The following is a 21,467-nucleotide window of genomic DNA, read 5'->3' on the forward strand; positions in this document are numbered from 1 at the left end:
TACTTAGAAAGTACGACCAATCTCAAATTGGATATTTTTAGTTTGATCGCCTGGTTTATCATTCAATGGGTATGCATAACTCAATGAAAGTGGTCCAATCATGGTGATCCATGTAAAGCCTACGCCAGCACTATAACGCATGTTACTTAAATCAAAGTCATAGTTGTCTTTACAATATTGTTTTGCAGAGATCGGATCTTTTGAGCCATTTAAATACAAGTCACCCGTTGCTGTACTACAGTTGGTATCAAATACTTGTGCACCTTCTACAAAAACCACTGGACGAATCTGGCGTGCCCAGTCTCCTTTGAATGGTACAGGTAACGCCAACTCAGTACCGAACTGCACTAAAGCATTACCACCGACTTCTTCCGGGTCATAATCTTTGGTTTTTCTTTCGTTATACGTCACACCTGGGTAAGTAGGTCCCAAAGTACTGTTGTCATAACCACGTACCGAGCCAAAACCACCCGCATAGAAGTTTTTGTAGAATGGTAAATCATTACCATAACCCAACTTACCATAACCACGTAAAACAAAATCTCGTCCTAATGGGAAATATGCCTGAGTATCATAAGTGATCTTTTGATACTCAACATCACTACCAGGTAATGCTATTTCAGCATTTACACGATGTGCCATACCACTGGTTGGGAAAATTGGGCGGTTTAAGGTGTTGTATGACCAACCTAAATTTAAGTTATAAGTTAAAAACTTACCTTCAAATTCAGATTCAAAAGTTGTTAAGTCTTTTACATTATTATTCGAATCTACACATGAAAGATCATCAGGTTTTGCAGGATCCAATGCTTTCCAGTCACCGTCACAATATGTACTCGTACCAATTGTTTTTCCACCATTCGCCTTTAAATAATCACGAACATAGGTCGAAACATAAGCACCAGTCGTTACCTTGGTTTGGTCGATATTTAAACCTGCACTGATGTTTTGATTTTCATCAATTGGATAACCAAAGGTGAGTCCACCACCAATACTGTCAGTGACATAGTTGTTGACGTTATAGTTGTCATTCAGTTTGGTTTTACGGTAGTACATGTTATAGCCACGGCTTACCCCATCAATGGTAAAGTATGGATCTGTAACACTTAGATTATAATAATCTTGAGTTTCTGAACGAGATAAATCAATTGCAACACGGTTACCTGTACCCATAAAGTTGGTTTGGCTTAACCCTGCTTGGAATGTGATACCACCGTTTTGAGAATAACCCACAGCCAATGTACTGGTCCCTGAATGTTGCTCTTCAACATCAATATTCAAGTCCATTTGATCTGGTGTATTCGGTACACGCACAGGTTTAATATCAACTTTACTAAAGAAACCTGTACGCTCTAAACGCACCTTAGACAAGTCAATTTTTTCATTGCTTGCTAAAGCACCTTCCATTTGACGCATTTCACGACGAAGCACTTCATCAGCAGTTTTGGTATTCCCTGTAAAATTGATGCGTCGAACTGTGACTTGTTGACCTGGATTAATATAGTAGTTTAAATCCACCACATGGGTTTCATTATTGATTTCAGGAACAACGTTCACTTCCGCGTAGTAATAACCCGCATTACCATATTTACGAAGTAAGAGTTGTTTCACCGCATTGACTTTTTCTTGTGAATAGGTTGTGCCATCTTTATAAATTTGCAATGCTTTGAGTTCATCAGGCTTATATAACGCATCACCCAAGAATTTAGACTCACCAAATTTAAATTGCTCACCCTCATTGACCGAAACTTCAATAAAGATATGTTTTTTGTCTTCGCTCAAATTGAGGTTTGAACTGTTAATATCGAAGTTGATATAACCTCTATTCAAATACAATGCACGTAGCGACTCTAAACTCGCAGACATTTTTTCACGAGCATAGCGGTCATTACGAGAGATCACAGAAAGCCAACCACTTTCTTTTACAGCAAATGCTTGCTTGATATCATCATCACTAACGACAGTATTACCAATAATATTGATATCAAAAACTTTAGCAGCTTTTCCTTCATTAAAATTGATATTCAGTTCAACACGGTTGTTTGGACGTGCAACTTGTTCAACTTTAATGTCAGCATCATAACGACCTTGCTGAGCATATTGTTGCTCTAATTCAGTTTCCAAAGTTTGTAATGCTGATTTTTTCAACACTTCGCCTTCAGCCAGCCCCATTTTCTTTAAGCCGTCTGTTAAAGCTTCTTTAGGTATGAGTTTGTTGCCTTTAAAGTTAATCTTTGAAATAACAGGGCGTTCAACAACTTTGAAAACCAATACATTATCTTGATTTGAAGCTTGAATATCATCAAAAAGATTTGATGCATACAAAGCACGAATAGACTCTGCGATAACTGGATCACTAACACGGTCACCACTATTTATTGGTAAAAGTGCAAGAACATTTTGTTGCGTTAAACGAACCAATCCATCTACACGAATATCACGTGCAATGAACTCATCTGCCGCGTGTACTTGCTGTACAGCTGCCATTGCACTAACGAGTGCCAATGGCATAAATAAATGTGAGTGCTGCATGCCTATTATTTTCCAGTAAGTTAATCCAGTATCGCGTTATAAACGCATAAAATCATTAAATATTGCAAGAAGCATCATGCTACCGAGCAGTACCATACCAATTTTTAGCCCAACCAATTGTATTTGTTCAGAAACAGGCTTACCACGAATTGCTTCAATAATGTAGTAAACCAAATGTCCGCCATCTAACATTGGAATAGGTAATAAATTTAAAATCCCCAAACTTACACTCATCAAAGCCATAAAGGAAATAAAGGTTTGCCACCCCATTTCAGCACTTTGACCAGCGACTTTAGCAATGGTAATTGGACCAGATAAATTATCTAATCCAATTAAGCCACGTACCATTTTGACCATAGAATTCAAAATCATTGCTGAAAGTTGCCCTGTTTTTTCAACAGCAACAACAAATGCTTCAGCAGGATTGTATTGAATGGTTTGCTTATATTCAGCAGGAATAGACAATTTATCGGTCTGTGCTTGCACACCCAACATACCTGTCACATTCCCCATGTTGTCACGTTTACCTTGAGGCATCACTTGTAAATGTACAATTTGCCCTTGGCGTAACACATCCACATTGAGTAACTTTTCAGGTGATTTTTGTACCACATCTACCACATCAAACCAATCTTTCATTTTCACTTGATTGATCGAAATGATTTGATCACCCTCTTTCATCCCTTGGCGAATTGCAGCACCATCTGAACTTAACTTATAGACAGTGGCAGGAATATGCGGTCGATAAGGAGTAAAGCCAAGCACATCAAATGGTGACTGACTTTGATCTTTTAAGAAATCTTTAATGGGTAAAGCAAAACTTTGCGCTTGCCCATTACGCTCCACTTGTACATCAATATGACCCGTTTCGCCAACACGATCAACAATTGCGTAATTCAACTTTTCCCAGGTACTTGCTTGTGTACCATCAATCTCAACAATTTTATCACCCACTTGCATCTGAGCAGTCGCTGCAGGCGTATTCGGTAAAACAGCACCGACACGTGTATTCAGTTGTTCCTGTGCTGGTAAAAATAAAATCCAAAATAAAAAAATTGCAAAAATCAGGTTAATAAATGGTCCTGCTGCAACAATGGCGATGCGCTTCCACGGAGATTGACGATTAAATGCAAAAGGCAGATCTTCTGCACTCACATTGCCCTCACGCTCATCCAGCATTTTGACATAACCACCGAGCGGCAAAGCTGACAGTTGATATTGAATACCTGATTTTTTAGAGGTCCATTTTAATAAAGTTGGACCAAATCCAATTGAATAAACAAGGACTTTTACACCAAGCTTTCGTGCTACCCAATAATGTCCAAATTCATGGATTGCAATCAATGGACCCAATAGCAATATCGCAGCGACAATGATAAATAGTACACTCATGATCAGCGTCCCAATTGTATAATGCGTTGTGAAGCAACTTGGCGGGCAAGTTGATCTGTCTGCAAAATCGTTTCAATCGAATCTGCTGAACCATTTTGAACGTGATTTAAAGTATGTTCAACCACTTGTGAAATTTCCAAGAAAGCAATCTTTTCCTGTAAAAAAGCTGCAACAGCGATTTCATTGGCTGCATTCAGAATTGATGGTGAGAGTCCTCCAGACTGCATGGCTTGACGAGCCAACTTAAGTGCTGGAAAACGAACAATATCTGGTGCTTGAAAATCGAGTTGCGAATGGATGAATAGATCTAAAGGTGGGACATGTGTTTCAATCCGCTCAGGCCATGCTAGTGCATGTGCAATCGGGGTACACATATCTGGATTACCCATTTGAGCCAAAGTCGAACCATCCACATACTGAACCATTGAATGAATGATACTTTGTGGATGAACAACAACTGTAACAAATTGTTCTTTAATTGAAAATAAATGACACGCTTCGATTAATTCCAAGCCTTTATTCATCAATGTTGCAGAATCAACAGAGATTTTTTGCCCCATTGACCAATTTGGGTGCTTACAAGCTTGTGCTGGTGTTACGGTTTGGAGTTGTTCAAGCGTATGATTCAAAAAAGGACCGCCTGAAGCGGTCAATAAGATTTGCTTTACCCCTAACAACGGTTCGCCTTGATGCTCAATCTGCAAATAATTTTGTGGAAGGCACTGAAAGATCGCATTATGCTCAGAATCTACAGGCAACAATAAAGCACCATGTTCTTGAGCTGCTTGCAACATCAGATCCCCCGACATCACCAAGGCCTCTTTATTTGCAAGCAATACACGCTTACCTGCTTTTACTGCAGCTAATGTTGGGAGCAATCCTGCAGCCCCAACGATTGCAGCCATCACCACATCCACATCAGGATGTTGTGAAACTTCAATCAAACCTGCTTCATCACTCAAGATTTCAATATCTGTAATCTTGTATGTATTTAAGCGTTGTTTTAATTCATCAACTTTACTGAAAGGTACAACCACATACTTCGGTCGATACTGTTTGCATATTTCACTCAGTTCTTCTATTCGACTATATCCAGTCACAGCAAAAACCGAATACTGATCTGGATGCTGTTCTAAAATTTTTAAAGTACTGCGCCCAATAGAACCTGTAACACCTAATATACAAACAGATTGTGACATCTATAAATCTACACCAATAAGTTTTAAAACATACATTCCTGCTGCAAAAATAGGAGCTGCAGCAAGCAATGAATCAATACGGTCAAGTACCCCACCATGCCCTGGAAGGATACGACCTGAATCTTTAATTCCAGCACGACGTTTAATCATAGATTCAAACAAATCGCCTAACACTGAACTAAATACCGTCACAATAGACAGAACAAGGAAAAGAATATGTTGTGAAAGCGTTAAATGTAGGTAAATCGATTGAACAATGACAATAACGATAGCAACTGTGACAATCCCGCCAATTAAACCTTCAATAGATTTATTCGGACTCACATCTGGTGCCAATTTACGCTTACCAAATTTACGACCAACGAAATATGCACCACTGTCCGCACCCCAAACCAGTAAAAACAGGTACATCAGCCACCACGGTGAACTCTTCCACACTTCAAAAATAGCAGTAACAGCAGCACTGATCAGCACCAATCCAACGATATTTAAAGTAACATTGTACCAACCATCATATTCAGGATAATTTTTAACCCAATACAGGCTACACAACCAAGTGAGGATAGATGCACTCCAAAGGATAAGTGCCAAATCATTAAAATATAATGCTAAACCAGAAAAGATAGCGGTGAGTAAACCAAATCCAGCAGCTTTTAACTTGTTTACAGAGTCAGATTCATGTGGCATGAGTTTAAACCACTCATAACCTGCCGCCCCAGCTGCGATAATCATTAACACTAACATCGGATATTGTGATTTTGTTGCAAACATGCAACTCAGCACGACTGCAACCAATACCAATGCGGTTATAATCCGCTCTAACATTATCAGTTCTCTATATGTTCTTGTTGAATTTGTTCAGATGTTTTTCCGAAACGTCTTTCTCGCCCTGAAAAAATATTAAACGCATGATCCAACTCTTGTACCGTAAACTCAGGCCACAAAGTCTGAGTGAAATACAACTCAGCATACGCAGCTTGCCACAATAAAAAGTTAGATAAGCGGTAATCACCGCCAGTACGAATCAACAAATCTACAGGTGGCAAATCGCCCAAACTTATTTGTTGTGCAAATAATTCAGTATTGATTTGATTCACATCAATTTTTCGATCTTTGACTTGTTGCGCAAGCTTACGTGCAGTATCCGTAATATCCCACATACCACCATAACTCACAGCAATTGTTAAAGTCATGTTACTGAACTTAGCAGTCCTTTGTTCAGCATGCAACATTAATTCACGTAGCTCTGGAGAAAGCCGACTACGATCTCCAATAAATCTCAACGCGATTTCGAATTTTTCCATACGGGGAATTTGCTCATGAATTGTTTCTTCCAACAATTTCATTAACAGATCAACCTCATACTGTGGTCTATTCCAATTTTCACTTGAAAACGCAAACACAGTCAGGGCTTGAACACCCACTTTGCGGCAATGCTCTACAATTGGGTCAAGGACATTTTTACCTTCACGGTGCCCATCACCTTTTTGTAGTTGTTTCTTTTTAGCAAAACGATTGTTGCCATCCATAATGATGGCAACATGTTTTGGAAGATGGTTGTCTTCAGATGCGGTCATTATAAATCTTAGACCTTCATCAATTCAGCTTCTTTAGCAGCAAGACGTTTATCTACTTCAGCAACAAACTTGTCTGTAATTTTTTGGATATCATCACCTGCACGGCGCTCATCATCTTCAGAAATTTCTTTATCTTTCAATAATGCCTTAATATCACCCAAAACATCACGACGAATGTTACGAATTGCAACTTTGGCATTTTCAGCTTCATTACGTGCAACTTTTTGCATGTCTTTACGTGTTTCTTCAGTCAATGCAGCCATCGGTACACGAATTGCATCAGCAGTTACCGGGTTTAAACCCAAGTCTGATTCACGAATCGCTTTATCAATTGCAGATACCATTGAACGCTCAAATGGCTGTACCAATAAAGTACGTGAATCTTCAACACCAACGTTTGCAACTTGGTTTAATGGCACATCAGAACCATAGTAAGGAACCATAACACCATTGAGGATTGATGGATGCGCACGACCTGTACGAACCTTTGCAAAACCATGTTCCAAAGACTCCAATGATTTATTCATACGGTCTTCAGCGTCTTTTTTAAGATCGTTAATCATATGATCTTCCTTACTTATAAATGTGTATAACGTAAAATTGCAGTAGTATAAAGAGCTTTATCCCACACGTACATTAGTTTGTAACGTGTGTCCCTTCTTTTTCACCCATTACTACAGAAAGTAATGCACCTGATTTGTTCATATCAAACACTTGAAGTGGTACATTATGGTCACGACACAAACAAATTGCCGTTAAATCCATCACACCAAGTTTCTCATCCAATACTTGGTCAAAGCTTAAATGATCATATTTAATTGCATCGTCATATTTACTTGGGTCTTTGTTATAGACACCATCTACTTTTGTTGCTTTTAAAATAAGATCAGCTTCAATCTCAATACCACGTAAGCACGCTGCTGTATCAGTAGTAAAGAATGGGTTACCCGTACCTGCAACAAATACACAAACTTCACCTTGAGTAAGATGACGAATAGCATCACGGCTTGAATAAGACTCAACCACTGCACCAATTGGAAGCGCAGACATTAAACGTGTTTTAATGTTACGGCGTACCAAAGCATCACGTAATGCCAGACCATTCATGACAGTCGCAAGCATACCCATTTGATCGCCTGTTACACGACCAACAAGCCCATCTTTTTGCAGTTGACTGCCGCGATATAAATTACCACCACCAACAACAATACCGACTTGCACACCTAAACCGACCAAGTGTGCAATAGATAAAGACATTTGATCCAACACAGGGGCATCAATCCCCATGTCTTTATTACCTGCAAGCGCCTCACCTGAAAGTTTGAGCAAAATTCGCTCATAGCGCGGCTTTTTAGAATCTAACATCACAAAACTCCAATACTTATATCTACAATTTTATTCGTATTCAATCAATTTGAAATCAATTACTTTTATGCCGATTTAATTTTAATCAACTTTGCAAATAAATCGTATTCATCTGCATCTGTGATTTCGACTTCAAGTAAGTCACCTGCTTTAATCAATGATTTATCGATATCTTCAACAAATACATTACCATCAATTTCAGGTGCATCCGCATAAGAACGTGCAACAGCCACAGGGAACTCTTCTTCAAGATCATCCACTAAAACTGTCATGGTTTGACCAATACGTTTTTGTAATTTGGCAGCAGAAATCGCTTGCTGAACTTCCATAAAGCGTTCATAGCGCTCTTGCTTAATTTCTTCTGGAACGTGATCTGGCAAATCATTGGCAGTTGCACCCTCTACAGGTGAGTAAGTAAAGCAACCGACACGATCAAGCTGAGCTTCTTGCAACCAATCCAGTAAAATTTGGAAATCTTCTTCAGTTTCACCTGGGAAACCGACTACAAATGTAGAGCGAATCACCAGTTCAGGACATTTTTCACGCCATAATTTTAGACGCTCTAATGTATTTTCACTATGGGCTGGTCGCTTCATCAATTTTAAGATGCGCGGACTGGCATGTTGAAAAGGAATATCTAGATATGGCAGGATTTTGCCTTGCGCCATCAAGTCAATCACCGCATCAACATGCGGATATGGATAGACATAATGTAAACGCACCCAAATTCCTAACTGACCTAATGCTTCGCACATGTCATAGAACTTGGTTTTAACAGGCTGACCATTCCAAAAATCAAGCTTATATTTAGTATCAACACCATAAGCAGAAGTATCCTGTGAAATCACCAAGACTTCTTTTACCCCTGCTTTTTTCAATGCTTGTGCTTCACTCAACACTGAGCCCACAGGACGTGATACAAGGTCACCACGCATACTTGGAATAATACAGAACGTGCAACGATGGTTACATCCTTCTGATATTTTTAAGTAGGCATAATGTTTTGGGGTCAAACGAATTCCTTGCTCTGGGACAAGGTCAATAAAAGGATTGTGCTTAGGTGGCTCTGGAACATACTGATGTACAGCTTCCATCACTTCCTGATATGCAGCAGCACCTGTAACTTTGAGTACATTAGGGTGCATTTGGCGAATCTTGTCTTCGTCTTTACCTAAACAGCCAGTAACAATTACACGACCATTTGCGCTCATGGCTTCGCCAATAGCGTCTAAAGACTCTTGTACTGCAGATTCAATAAAACCACAGGTATTCACAACAACTAAATCAGCACCATCATAATCTGATGCAACATCATAACCTTCAGTTTTCAACTGAGTTAAAATTCGTTCAGAATCTACCAATGCCTTAGGACAACCTAAAGATACAAAACCGACTTTGGGGGACTTCATGAATCTGCGCTCCACTATAATCCGCGTATTGTATGACTTTTCCAGAGATAAAAACAGGTGGAAACACGACTCTTTGTATAATGCACCAAAATACATCCAATCAAATAATAAAATTCCAACATTGCACCATTTTGGAACACTATCATGATAGCTTAATATCATGATGACTGATGTACAGAGAATAAAGGTCGTTAAATGCGCAATTTTTATTATTCATGTAAGAAAACTGCGCAACAAATAAAAGTTGGCGCGCATCTTGCTTTATATGAGCACGATTTATATCAATTCAATACCCTTGATTGGGATAAATAGAATAGAGGTGCAGATGCCATTGCGCTATTTTAAGACAGGAAAGCTCTGCTAATGGATCAATACCCAACCATTGACTATCGACTGCTTGTGGATAATTTAACCACAGCAATCCTTTTGGTCGATTGTAATCTAAATATTTTTTATCTCAATTCATCTTGCGAAGCCCTGTTTGATATTAGTTTGTTTCGCGCCGCTGGTCAGCCTGTAATCAATATCTTGCATGCACCAAACGATAGCTTTAATACTTTGGATGCACTCAACAACACCATTAAAACAGGTCAAGCCTATACACGCCGTGAAGCGATTATCAATGTCAATTTTAAAGACATGCATGTTGATTACTCGGTATCTCAACTGAATACTGGCAAACCCTATCACCCATTATTGTTAATAGAATTGAATCCAATTGATCGGATGTTGAAAATTTCAAAAGAAGAGAATCTTATTCAGCAACACCAAGTCGCACGACAACTCATACGTGGCGTTGCACATGAGATTAAAAATCCATTGGGCGGTATTCGGGGTGCAACTCAGCTTTTAGCACGAAGTTTAAACGATCCTCAATATGCAGAATTCACAGATATTATTATCAGTGAAGTTGACCGCTTAAGAAACTTAGCAGACACCATGCTCGGCTCACGCCAACTTCCAAGTTATGAAGCGGTCAATGTTCACGAACCATTGGAACGCGTTCGTTCACTGATCGTGAATCAAACCAAGAAAAAAATTAAAATTACGCGTGACTACGATCTTTCTTTACCTGATGTAAAAGCAGATCGAGATCAATTGATTCAAGTCATGTTGAATATTAGTGTCAATGCAGTTCAAGCGATGACAGAAAATCGAGAATTCTTCATTGATCATCAACCCGAATTAATATTGCGTACACGCATCCAACGCCTTGTCACCATTAATGGCGTATTAAATAAATCAGCTATTCGTATTGATATCGAAGATAACGGTCCTGGTGTACCTGAGGAAATTTTAGAATCCGTCTTTTATCCACTTGTGACTGGTCGAGCCAAAGGGACTGGACTCGGTTTAAGCATTGCACAAAACATCATGCATCAACATAACGGAATGATTGAATGCCAATCTGTTCCGGGAAAAACAGTATTTAGCCTATATTTACCTTGGGAGTCTAACCATGTCGCATAATAAAATTTGGGTGATCGATGACGACCGAGCTATGCGTTGGGTCTTGGAAAAAACATTCAAAGAAGAAGGTTTTGATGTGACCAGTTTTGAAGAAGCACAATCTGCTTTAGATCAACTGCCAACCGATGCGCCAGATGTCATTCTGACAGATATTCGAATGCCAGGTATTGATGGTCTCACCTTCTTAGGTAAAGTCAAAGGAAGTTATCCAGATCTTCCTGTGATTATCATGACAGCCCACTCAGACTTAGAATCTGCAGTATCGAGCTATCAAACAGGTGCTTTTGAGTATCTACCAAAACCTTTTGATATTGATGAAGCGCTTGCACTGGTCAATCGTGCCATCCTACACATCAATAAATTACAACAACAAGAATCAGCAAAAGCAACCCCGATTCAGTCTACTGAAATCATTGGTGAGTCTCCTGCCATGCAAGAGGTTTTCCGTGCAATTGGACGACTCTCTCAATCTCATATCACCGTATTAATCAATGGTGAGTCTGGAACAGGGAAAGAATTAGTTGCTCATGCTTTACATCGCCATTCACCAAGAAGCAGCAAACCTTTTATTGCTTTAAACATGGCTGCCATTCCAAAAGATTTGATTGAAACTGAATTATTTGGACATGAGAAAGGTGCATTTACAGGTGCCAACACCCAGCGTCAAGGACGCTTCGAGCAAGCCAATGGCGGTACGCTCTTTTTAGATGAAATTGGCGATATGCCTTTTGAAACACAAACCCGTTTGCTACGTGTTTTAGCTGATGGTGAATTCTATCGTGTTGGAGGACATATTCCTGTACGTGTAGATGTACGTATTGTTGCTGCCACACACCAAGACTTAGAAAAACTTGTACATGATGGTCGTTTCCGCGAAGACTTATACCATCGTTTAAATGTGATTCGCATTCATATTCCTAAACTGGCACATCGTTCTGAAGATATTCCAATGTTGGCTCAGCACTTCTTGGCACGTGCTGGTAAAGAACTTGGCGTAAGTCCTAAAATTTTACGCCCAGAAACACAAGAATACATCCAGAAACTTCCTTGGCCAGGTAACGTGCGCCAATTGGAAAACACCTGCCGATGGTTGACTGTAATGATCACGGGTCGTGAAGTTTACCCAGAAGATTTACCTTCTGAACTAAAACAGATTCCAATCAGCAAAACCGACGATCAAGGACAAATCCAAGCAGGCGTTGATCGTATTGCACTACACCATTGGGATGAACTTTTAGGTCAATGGGCGATTCAAAAACTCAAAAATGGCGAGATGAAAATCTTAGACATTGCCACACCAATGTTCGAACGGACCTTGATTAATGCAGCACTACAACAAACACGTGGACGCAAACGCCATGCTGCTGAGTTATTGGGTTGGGGACGTAATACTTTAACCCGCAAACTCAAAGAATTAGGCATGGACTCCACTGAAGATGATGAAGAGGAAGATAAAACTGTATTAGCTGAATAACTGATGTTACACAGTAACTCTAAAATTAAATTTTGGAGCTAGAAGAATGTGGATACGCGGAAACGTCATCCGCAATTGCTTGAGGCAGGACTCCTTCTAATAAGTAAAGTTTCTGCGAAACTTTGAATATTGTGACGATAGTGAACGAGTTCTGCGGATGACAATGGTTTTGGGTACTTTTGACAAAACAAAAGTACCTTGAGCCGAAGGCTATTCCATAAATTTAAACTTTGGATGTAAGACTCCGTCGTGTAAATTTAGCTTTTTCTTTTTTACCTACTTAATTTAAATCAAGTGCGTAACATCAGTGAATAATAAATCACTCATAAATATAAAGTTTACTCCAACCATATTTGCTAAGAATATGGTTGTTTTTTATGTGCCTATCGTTAAGAATAGCCACGTGAAATTAAACTTTATCGCTAGGATAAAAATGAACAAAACTGTTATTGTTATCGGCTTACTTTCAATCTTGACTGTTGCGTGCTCTAAAAACAAACCGCATGATAATGTAGAGCATCAGGCAGAAAAAGTAGCAGAAGAAAAACCGCTGAAAGCTGCCAATTCAGATGATTGTTTTAAGCTAGAAGCCAATAAACAGTTCACTTTAAACAACAGTGATGAAACTGAGATTCAAATTATTCCAACGATGTTTAACGATCAGAATGCAATTGCAATTGTGAGACAAGGTGCTGGTGTTCGTACAGATTATATCTACGATCTCACGGGTCGTACCATGTTGGCGAATTTAGATTATGGTATTGCCGCACTGGGTTCAAATCCCAATGACGTATTGGTCAAAACCACCTATCAAGCTCCTCTTCCAACCTTTCCATCTAACCTTAAGCCTCATCAAAAATTTCAGATGACTTATAATGCTGTTATTGAATCTCAACTAGACAATACAGACAAGTCTGAAAATAATAAAACTGTTGATATTGAATTTGTTGGTTTTGAAAATCTCAGCTTAATTGACAATGACAACAATACTTTAAAATTCAATAATGCATGTCATTTTGTCTCGCAAATTGGCGATAGCACGCTAGATGAATGGTATGCTGAAGGTTATGGGCAAATTAAATATATTAAAAGAAAAGCCAATGGTGAAGTGAAAAGCAGTGAAGCTATTGGTGACGATCCAGAACCTGAATCCAAATAAACAAAAAGCCAGTTAAAAATGCTTTAACTGGCTTTTTTTGGTAAAAATACAGCTTATTTCATAAAACCTGAGACTAGGTTCAATACATTCTGAATATCGCCATTGGCTTCATTATGATCCGTAGCATCACCTTGTGGTGTAAGTGAATCAATGATTTGCGGTAGCACTGTTGAAATTGCACCATATACTTCATTGGTCGGAACATTAGCCTGTTGAGCAACTTGTTCAACTTGTTGACCACTAAACAAACTTTGAATTTGATCTACATTTATTCCACTATTGCCTTGTGATGGATCAACCCAACTTTGAACTTGTACACCCAAACCTGCACCTTGCAGTTTAGCCAAAGCCCCTTGCAACCCACCATTTTGCTGAATCCACCCTAAAACTAGCGGAACCACTGCAATCAATAAAGAAGAAGCATTAAAACCACTTGCCTGAGGTGCTTGTTGTTGTTGACCACCTGTTAAGCCTCCGAGGACTGAACCCAATACCCCACCCAGTCCACTGCCTTGTGACTGTTGTTGACCACCTAAACCACCAAGCACTGAACCCAATACACCGCCTAATCCGCCACCAAGCCCGCCTTGTGATTGTTGTTGTCCGCCAAGTGCTTGTTTTGCTAAAATTTCAACAATATTTGTTAAATCTGTCATGAAGTTTTCCTTTTTTAAGTTTTATGACACGACTACAGCATACTTGGCTTTAATTTATTCACCAAAATTGGAATTGTTAATTTTTGCAATGTCTTAATATAATTTTTAGCCCCCCACACAGACATTACCAACGAAACTTATTCCAGTTTTCAGGGTTTGCCCAAAACTTAGAATTAAACCAGTCTGGTACATGCTTGTAGGTTAAAATATTAAATTGCCAAAGCGCAAAATCATTTTCATGTGAGGTCTTGTCAATCAATTGAGTAAAGCCCAGTGATCGGAGCAAATGCTCATCATTGAGCCTGCAAGCCACCACGATTCGTCTTGCCAAAAGATCACGCAACTTCACCAACAGTTGCGATTTATGCAAATCTGAAACACCCAGCATCTCTTCTGTATCTAAAACAACAAATCCTAAATCATATCGCTGGGTAAAAGGCAGATTTAAAAACTCAGATACGTTAAAATAGGACCACTGAATTGAATAATTTGTAGAGTATTGCGCCAAATTTTGCCCAATACACAATGCAGTTTGAATTGGCTGTTCTTGCGATAAATCGTCTAGCATTGAAGTGATGACATTTTGCTCAGCCATAACTGCACCTTTTTTGAAGCGAGTAATTAAACATGGAACTACAAGGCATTTGTCATAAAATGCATGCAGGTCTTAAAGACCTTAGTTTAACTGATCAGCAAACACATAAGGCAAATGTTGAATATAAATTTATATTAGATCGCTCAGAAATCGAGCTTCCATTTAGCTTGGGACAAGAAATTGAGATTGAAGCAACTGGAAATATATACTGTGTTTCTTGTGGTGCGAAAACGCCTAAGTCTTATTCACAAGGTCACTGCTTTAAATGTATGAAAACCAAAGCATCTTGCGATATGTGCATTATGAAGCCTGAAACTTGCCATTATCATTTGGGCACCTGTCGAGAAGATGATTTTGCGCATGAAGTGTGCTTCCAACCGCATATTGTATATCTAGCGAATTCAAGTGCATTAAAAGTAGGAATTACCCGCTTAGGTCAAATGCCTACACGTTGGTTAGACCAAGGCGCAACTCAAGCTTTACCGATTATGAAAGTGGGTTCACGCCGTTTATCTGGACAACTTGAAGTGATGTTTGGTTCACAGGTTGCTGATAAAACAGATTGGCGCAAGTTGTTAAAAGGCGAAGCTGAACCGATTAATCTGATTGAAATACGTAATGAGTTGGTACAAGAATTTGCACCTAAAATTCAAACCATTCGAGATGAATTTGCACAACACCTTGAGTTTAACGAGACAGTTGAATTGCTTGAAGAAGAATTACCGCGTGAATTTGTCTACCCTGTTGATATTTATCCTGAAAAGATTAAATCTCACAATCTAGATAAAACACCAATTATTCGTGGCAAATTACAAGGGATTAAAGGTCAATATTTAATTATGGATACGGGTGTGATTAATATCCGTAAATATACAGGTTATGAACTTAAAGTTCGGGCAGAGTAATCATCCGTTTTGCGTCGAATTTAATATTTATAAAACTCCTCTCTGATTTAAATCTAGGAGGAGTTTTTTATTAAATTTCTTGCCAAACCAATAGGCTTCCTGAAAACTTGAAAACAACCAATATCAAAAGTCTATGACTCAATATTGCTAGAATTAAATAAATTAATTCAATCAGTTAATCAAACGATTAACTTTATAGTCATGATTTTAACAGTGCTAAAATTGCTTGTACTGGATCTTCACTATTTCCTGCCAAAAGCTGCTTATGCATCGTAATCAACTGCATCACCTGAATTTGAGCAGTTTCAATATCCATCAACTTTTCTATCTCATGTGCTAATTTTTCAGGCGTAGCATCTTTTTGAATCAACTCTTGAATTGCTTTCTTTCCCGCAATAATATTCGGCAAAGAATAATAAGGAATTTTGACCAGTAACTTGGCAATCACATAAGTCAGCCAATTGAGTTTATAAAAAGTGACCATTGGTCGATGCAACAATAAAGCTTCCAAAGTTGCTGTACCTGAAGCCAATGCGACAATATTTGCAGCATTCATAACCTGACGACCAATTTTTGACTCTTTATCGGTATTTTCCAACAAGTGAATTTTTGCGATCAAATCACTTGGATAATGCTTTAATAATGCTTCAATTTGTTGTTTGCGCTGATCATTAATTGCAGGAATAACAAACTGATATTCAGGGTATTTATGATGAATAATATTTGCAGCATCTAAAACCAAAGGTCCAAGTCGTTCAATTTCACCACGGCGACTTCCGGGCAATAACGCAATGTGCTTTTGACTGAGATCCAAACCAAGCTCTTGTTTGGCATCCAAGATTGGATTTTGTAAAGGCAGCTGACTGGCAAGCGGATGACCCACAAAAGCAGCTGGAACTGCAAATTTTTGATAGAAGCTTTTTTCAAAAGGAAATAAACAAAGCACGAGATCGATGCAGGCTTTAATCCCATGTACCCGTCCTTGTCGCCACGCCCAAACGGATGGGCTGACATATTGAACCGTTTTAATTGGCAGATTTTTTTGTTTTAAACTCTTCGACAAACGTAGATTAAAATCAGGAGCATCAATACCAATAAAAATATCGACTGGATTGACAGACCATTTTTCAACCAAACCATCACGTACCGCAAACAGCTTTTTTAAATCTTTAAGGACTTCCACAATCCCCATTACAGATAAAATATCCATTGGATAAAAACTGTTGAATCCTTCCGCGATCATTTGAGGTCCACCAATCCCCTCAAACTCAGCATCTATACCCTGTTCACGAAAACTACGAATAAGTTTAGCCCCTAAAGTATCTCCTGACACTTCACCGACCACAATTCCAATTTTAAGCTTCCGATTTTGCAAGATATTCTTCCCATTTTGCAGTATACATGCATCATAGCATAGTCAAATTAGTTTCACCGCAATGCCTTTATACAATCAGGATAAAGCCTTACATGAATTTGAACGGCTTATAACAATGATATTGGATGACAATTCACTCAGTTTTCTATCATTAATCTATTTTCTATTTATATTTTCAATTAGCCGACTATTGTCTCACAGATAGACAAACAATAAACTAAGCGATAATTATTATCATTTAAGACCACAATGATCAACTCTCTCCCAACCCGCTTTAAACTCTCGCTCATGAGTTTAGCCGTATTCACTGCGCAACAAAGTTTTGCTGATGATTTACAAAACTTACCCACGATTTCCGTTCAAGCGACAGCTGAACAAACGGAATTAAGCTCCGAGCAAAGCAAATCGTATATCGTTAAAAAATCAACCAGCGCTGCCAAGCTGAATATCCCTGTTAAAGAAACTCCGCAAACAGTCAATGTCGTTACACGGCAGCAAATGAATGATTTTGCAATGAATAGTACCAGAGATGCCTTGAGTAATACGTCTGGAATCACTGTCAGCAATCAAGAAACTGAGCGCTCAACCTATACTGCTCGTGGTTTTGAAATCTCAAATCTATTAACGGATGGGGTTGGATTCCCTTCAAGTAGTTATAATTATAACAACACCAATCCAGACACTTATTTTTATGATCGAATCGATGTGATTAAAGGTGCAGATGCACTGACCAATGCTTTCGGCGATCCAAGTGCAACTATTGATTATATTCGTAAACGACCAACGCAAGAGTTTCAAGCCAATGCGGGTATTAGTTATGGTTCTTGGAATACTCAACGTTATGAGGCAGATGTTTCTGGTGCGTTGAATAAAGATGGTAGCATTCGTGGTCGCTTGATGGGCTACGAGCAAACTGGGGATTCTTATCTCGATCGTTATTCATCAGAGAAGAATGGCTTTTCAGGCATCATTGATGCAGACCTGACAGATTCCACCCTACTTACCGTAGGTTATAGTCAACAACAAAATAAACCAAATGCAAATAACTGGGGTGCTTTGCCACTTCTAGGTGCAGATGGAAAGCAACTTTCTTATAACCGTGATTATAACCCCAATCCAGATTGGGCATATTGGGACAACAAAACACAAAATGCTTTTGCAGAGTTAAAGCAAAAGATTAATGAAAAATGGACAGCCAAGCTTAGCTATAATTATACCCAAACCGATCATAACAGTAACTTACTTTATTATTATGGTTATCCTGATCAAGGTGGTGGAGATGTCGCCCTTACTGCTTGGGGTGGCAAAGAAAGTTTAAAAAGTCATTTTGCTGATTTGAATGTACAAGGCTCATATTCACTATTTGGTCGTGAGCATGAAGCAACTCTAGGTTATAGTTATCTACAAAACAAGCAATATGATCAACAGACATCAGGCACAATTAATGATAGCAATATCAGGAACGATAATTCATTAGGCTACTTACGCCAATTCACTACAGACTGGGCAAGCTGGACACCTCAATCAGTCACTTGGTCAGCTTTTAGTGATGCTGCAAACTATACGCAAAAGCTCAATTCAGTATATGCAGCGACACGCGTACACTTAAATGATGATTTAAAACTATTACTTGGTTTAAATTATGTTCAAGCTAAGAGTGAAGGTAAAAGTTATGGCTCATCAATGGCATATGATGAAAACAAAGTATCCCCATATGCTGGAATTACCTATAACTTCACTCCAGAATATACAGGTTATTTAAGCTATACCTCTATTTTCCGTCCACAATCTGGATTAGGAACGGATAATAAAGCACTCAAGCCTGTTGAGGGTGAAAGTTATGAGGCAGGTATTAAGAGTTCATGGCTAGATGACAAACTTACTGGAACCTTGGCGGTGTTCCGTACAGAACAGACGAATTATCCTCTACGCAATTCTGACGGCAACCCACTCAATCGTAAGGTGGAAACCAGCGACTTACGCTCTCAAGGTCTTGAAGTTGGTTTGGCTGGACAACTAACTGATCACTTAAATATCGCATTTGGTTATAGCCAATTTAGCTTAAAAGATTTAAAAAATGGTGGCGATGCACGGACATATAATCCGAATCAGACCATTAATCTTTTGACCACCTATACTGTACCTGCGTTACCAAAACTTAAAGTGGGTGCATCATTGCAATGGCAAGAAGCCACCAAGCTGTATGATTCCTCAATCAATAGTACAATTACCCAAGATGCATATGCGTTAGTTAATCTGATGACCAGTTATGATTTAAACAATCATATATCGCTACAGGCTAATGCAAACAATGTAACAGACAAAAAATATTTATACAGTTTTCCAGATGGTCAGGCATTTTATGGTGCACCAGCCAACTATAGTGTTGCTGTAAAATTTAAATATTAATCGGAACTCGCCTTAGTCCTAAGTGATTAAGGCGTTTTTAATTGTAAAAAAGTGCCCTTTATGCAAACTGTTCTTTACCCCTTATCAGTGTTATACCGCTTTATACTGGCATTCGGTATTGGCTATGCAGGTAGCTATTTATTATCAGTCGCATTGATTGATGTATTTTATCCTTACTTGGCAAAAGCCGAGTCTATTTATTTGGCCGCATTTATCGCACTGTTTTTTTACATTGTTTTTGTGATTATCAGTTTTTGTGTACATTCTCTAAAAAAGTTGTCGATAATCAGCCTCATACTCATGATTGCCCTCTTTCTCTTTTCAAAATTCATAGGTTAGCTCATGCATAAATCTGTTCGTCAATCTATGGCATGGTTACACTCTTGGATTGGTCTGAGTTTTGGTTGGTTACTGTTTGCAATTTTTTTAACCGGCACTGTGACTTACTATCGGCATGAAGTGAATATGTGGATGCAACCACAATTTGCCAGTATGCAAGTCAATCAACAAACGGCTGTGCAATCTGCTTATGATTATCTACAGAAAAATGCACCCAATGCTAAAAGTTGGTATATCGGTATCGCCAATCCGAATAGCCCAGTCAATAAGATTTATTGGCAAAAAGCAGATGGTGGATACGAAAGTAAAACTTTAGATGCCAATACTGGTCAAGAACTCAGTCTTTCTGCAACACAAGGCGGCGATTTTTTTTATAGTTTCCATTATCAATTATATGGCATTCCCTATGCAATTGGGCGTTTAATTGTTACCTTTGCTGCACTGATTATGTTTATTACCTTAATTTCGGGCATCATTACGCATAAAAAAATATTCACTGAATTCTTTACTTTAAGAGCCTTTAAAGGTCAACGCTCGTATTTAGATTTCCACAATATGAGCTCTGTCATTGCATTGCCTTTTTTCTTAACCATTACCTTTACAGGGCTCGCTATCTTTTTCTATTTGCTCTTTCCTGCAGGTATGAAAAAATCGTATCCAGACAATCCATTTCAATATTTCGATGAGATTCGCAATATTTCAACAACAGCGAAAGACCAAACTGTAATACCTGAAAAGATGAAACCAATTCAGTACTTTCTCCAACAAGCGCAACAACAATGGGGAAAAACCAGTTTTGATCATATCGCTGTAGACCAGCCGAACACACAATTAGCCAAAGTAACAGTCACAGCTTTGGAAGACCATTCCATCACTCGAAATCAAGCACAAATGAGTTTTAATGGCACTACAGGCACAATCTTAGGCAACACGCGTAATAACAGTGCCATCGCAACATTAAATGCGAGCATGTATGGTTTGCATATGGCAAATTTTGCTCAACCACTTTTGCGATTAGCTTTGTTCTTTTCTGGCTTGCTGGGCTGTGCAATGATTGCCTCTGGTTTATTATTATGGAGCCTAAAACGCCAACTTCAAAAGAAAAATGACCAATTTCACTTTGGACACTACTTGGTCAATCGATTAAACACAGCACTGATTCTTGGCTTACCGATTGCCATGTTAGCTTACTTATATGCCAACCGAATTGTGAGTATAAAAGCAGATGGTCCTAATTATGAAATCTATACTTTTTTTTATTTATGGCTTTTTAGCTTGATTATTGCTCTAGTTTCTAAACAGCAATATTTGTGGAAAACACAGCTTAAACTAATTATTGTAATGACATTAGCATTGCCAATTTTCAATCTCTATTATCTTATTTCAAACCATTATATTCATTCAATCTATGATTATTGGTTATTCCTACGTGTAGATGTCATGATTTGGATGATTGCGTTCTTAGGTATATTTTTACATCAAAAAATTACACCAATTCAAAATAAAGCTGTGGCAAAAATTCAGAAAAAATTAGCCCATAAACAAATTCAGGAAATAAGCTCATGATATTTGCTCTTGCATCATTATTGATTTTAATAGCAAGTTATGGAC

General features: G+C 38.6%; 18 protein-coding genes. 7 read left to right on the top strand and 11 right to left on the bottom strand.

Annotated features, from left to right (window positions below; all coding sequences use genetic code 11):
- Positions 1 to 3: 3 nt before the first annotated feature.
- The 8 genes from bamA to rimO all read right to left on the bottom strand — a co-directional run bounded on the left by bamA (position 4) and on the right by rimO (position 9,474).
- Positions 4 to 2,532 (bottom strand): outer membrane protein assembly factor BamA, encoded by a 2,529-nt coding sequence (gene bamA, locus AAV97_RS12955; RefSeq protein ID WP_042085502.1) that lies wholly within the window; start codon positions 2,530 to 2,532, stop codon positions 4 to 6.
- A gap of 36 nt (positions 2,533 to 2,568) precedes the next feature.
- Complete coding sequence (gene rseP, locus AAV97_RS12960; protein WP_046760791.1) at positions 2,569 to 3,924, bottom strand: RIP metalloprotease RseP; 1,356 nt, start codon at positions 3,922 to 3,924, stop codon at positions 2,569 to 2,571.
- Positions 3,925 to 3,926: 2 nt separating this feature from the next.
- Complete coding sequence (gene ispC, locus AAV97_RS12965) at positions 3,927 to 5,123, bottom strand: 1-deoxy-D-xylulose-5-phosphate reductoisomerase (protein WP_046760792.1); 1,197 nt, start codon at positions 5,121 to 5,123, stop codon at positions 3,927 to 3,929.
- A complete protein-coding gene (locus AAV97_RS12970) occupies positions 5,124 to 5,948 on the bottom strand; it encodes a phosphatidate cytidylyltransferase (RefSeq protein ID WP_042085510.1) in 825 nt (274 codons plus the stop codon).
- A gap of 2 nt (positions 5,949 to 5,950) precedes the next feature.
- Complete coding sequence (uppS, locus tag AAV97_RS12975; RefSeq protein WP_004830470.1) at positions 5,951 to 6,700, bottom strand: polyprenyl diphosphate synthase; 750 nt, start codon at positions 6,698 to 6,700, stop codon at positions 5,951 to 5,953.
- Positions 6,701 to 6,708: 8 nt separating this feature from the next.
- The gene (frr, locus tag AAV97_RS12980) at positions 6,709 to 7,263 is read right to left on the bottom strand and encodes a ribosome recycling factor (RefSeq protein ID WP_004830469.1); all 555 of its coding nucleotides are present in this window, start codon (positions 7,261 to 7,263) and stop codon (positions 6,709 to 6,711) included.
- A 73-nt stretch (positions 7,264 to 7,336) separates the two neighbouring features.
- The gene (pyrH, locus tag AAV97_RS12985) at positions 7,337 to 8,065 is read right to left on the bottom strand and encodes a UMP kinase (protein ID WP_004830468.1); all 729 of its coding nucleotides are present in this window, start codon (positions 8,063 to 8,065) and stop codon (positions 7,337 to 7,339) included.
- Positions 8,066 to 8,130: 65 nt separating this feature from the next.
- On the bottom strand, positions 8,131 to 9,474 hold the full coding sequence (gene rimO / locus AAV97_RS12990) for a 30S ribosomal protein S12 methylthiotransferase RimO (protein WP_005031951.1): 1,344 nt from the start codon (positions 9,472 to 9,474) through the stop codon (positions 8,131 to 8,133).
- A 363-nt stretch (positions 9,475 to 9,837) separates the two neighbouring features.
- Here rimO and glnL point away from each other — a divergent pair, with 363 nt between their 5' ends.
- The 3 genes from glnL to AAV97_RS13005 all read left to right on the top strand — a co-directional run bounded on the left by glnL (position 9,838) and on the right by AAV97_RS13005 (position 13,577).
- Complete coding sequence (glnL, locus tag AAV97_RS12995; RefSeq protein WP_004830465.1) at positions 9,838 to 10,944, top strand: nitrogen regulation protein NR(II); 1,107 nt, start codon at positions 9,838 to 9,840, stop codon at positions 10,942 to 10,944.
- Positions 10,934 to 12,418 carry a nitrogen regulation protein NR(I) gene (gene glnG / locus AAV97_RS13000; protein WP_004830464.1) on the top strand — a complete coding sequence of 495 codons (1,485 nt, stop codon included), beginning with the start codon at positions 10,934 to 10,936 and terminating at the stop codon, positions 12,416 to 12,418. The genes glnL and glnG overlap by 11 nt, the downstream gene beginning before the upstream one ends.
- A gap of 433 nt (positions 12,419 to 12,851) precedes the next feature.
- Entirely contained in the window at positions 12,852 to 13,577 is a 726-nt protein-coding gene (locus tag AAV97_RS13005) for a hypothetical protein (protein WP_046760793.1), read from the top strand.
- A 53-nt stretch (positions 13,578 to 13,630) separates the two neighbouring features.
- On the opposite strand, the gene AAV97_RS13010 is transcribed toward AAV97_RS13005, so the two are convergent.
- Complete coding sequence (locus tag AAV97_RS13010; protein WP_046760794.1) at positions 13,631 to 14,233, bottom strand: YidB family protein; 603 nt, start codon at positions 14,231 to 14,233, stop codon at positions 13,631 to 13,633.
- Between the two features lie 124 nt (positions 14,234 to 14,357).
- A complete protein-coding gene (locus AAV97_RS13015) occupies positions 14,358 to 14,828 on the bottom strand; it encodes a DUF6231 family protein (RefSeq protein WP_046760795.1) in 471 nt (156 codons plus the stop codon).
- 32 nt (positions 14,829 to 14,860) lie between these two features.
- Between AAV97_RS13015 and AAV97_RS13020 the strand changes: the two genes are divergently transcribed.
- Positions 14,861 to 15,733, top strand: a complete 873-nt coding sequence (locus AAV97_RS13020; RefSeq protein ID WP_005031961.1) for a DUF2797 domain-containing protein — start codon at positions 14,861 to 14,863, stop codon at positions 15,731 to 15,733.
- Positions 15,734 to 15,932: 199 nt separating this feature from the next.
- On the opposite strand, the gene lpxB is transcribed toward AAV97_RS13020, so the two are convergent.
- Positions 15,933 to 17,108: a lipid-A-disaccharide synthase gene (gene lpxB, locus AAV97_RS13025; protein WP_005031963.1), complete on the bottom strand. Its 1,176-nt coding sequence runs from the start codon at positions 17,106 to 17,108 to the stop codon at positions 15,933 to 15,935.
- 249 nt (positions 17,109 to 17,357) lie between these two features.
- Here lpxB and AAV97_RS13030 point away from each other — a divergent pair, with 249 nt between their 5' ends.
- Genes AAV97_RS13030 through AAV97_RS13040 form a run of 3 tightly spaced genes read left to right on the top strand, consistent with a single transcriptional unit; the run spans position 17,358 to position 21,422 of the window.
- Positions 17,358 to 19,517: a TonB-dependent siderophore receptor gene (locus AAV97_RS13030; protein WP_046760796.1), complete on the top strand. Its 2,160-nt coding sequence runs from the start codon at positions 17,358 to 17,360 to the stop codon at positions 19,515 to 19,517.
- A gap of 60 nt (positions 19,518 to 19,577) precedes the next feature.
- The gene (locus tag AAV97_RS21450; RefSeq protein WP_004830455.1) at positions 19,578 to 19,856 is read left to right on the top strand and encodes a hypothetical protein; all 279 of its coding nucleotides are present in this window, start codon (positions 19,578 to 19,580) and stop codon (positions 19,854 to 19,856) included.
- A 3-nt stretch (positions 19,857 to 19,859) separates the two neighbouring features.
- Positions 19,860 to 21,422 (top strand): PepSY-associated TM helix domain-containing protein, encoded by a 1,563-nt coding sequence (locus AAV97_RS13040; protein ID WP_046760797.1) that lies wholly within the window; start codon positions 19,860 to 19,862, stop codon positions 21,420 to 21,422.
- The last annotated feature ends 45 nt before the right edge of the window (positions 21,423 to 21,467 follow it).

It is taken from the genome of Acinetobacter sp. Ag2 (assembly GCF_001005515.1).
Taxonomy (GTDB): Bacteria; Pseudomonadota; Gammaproteobacteria; order Pseudomonadales; family Moraxellaceae; genus Acinetobacter; species Acinetobacter bereziniae.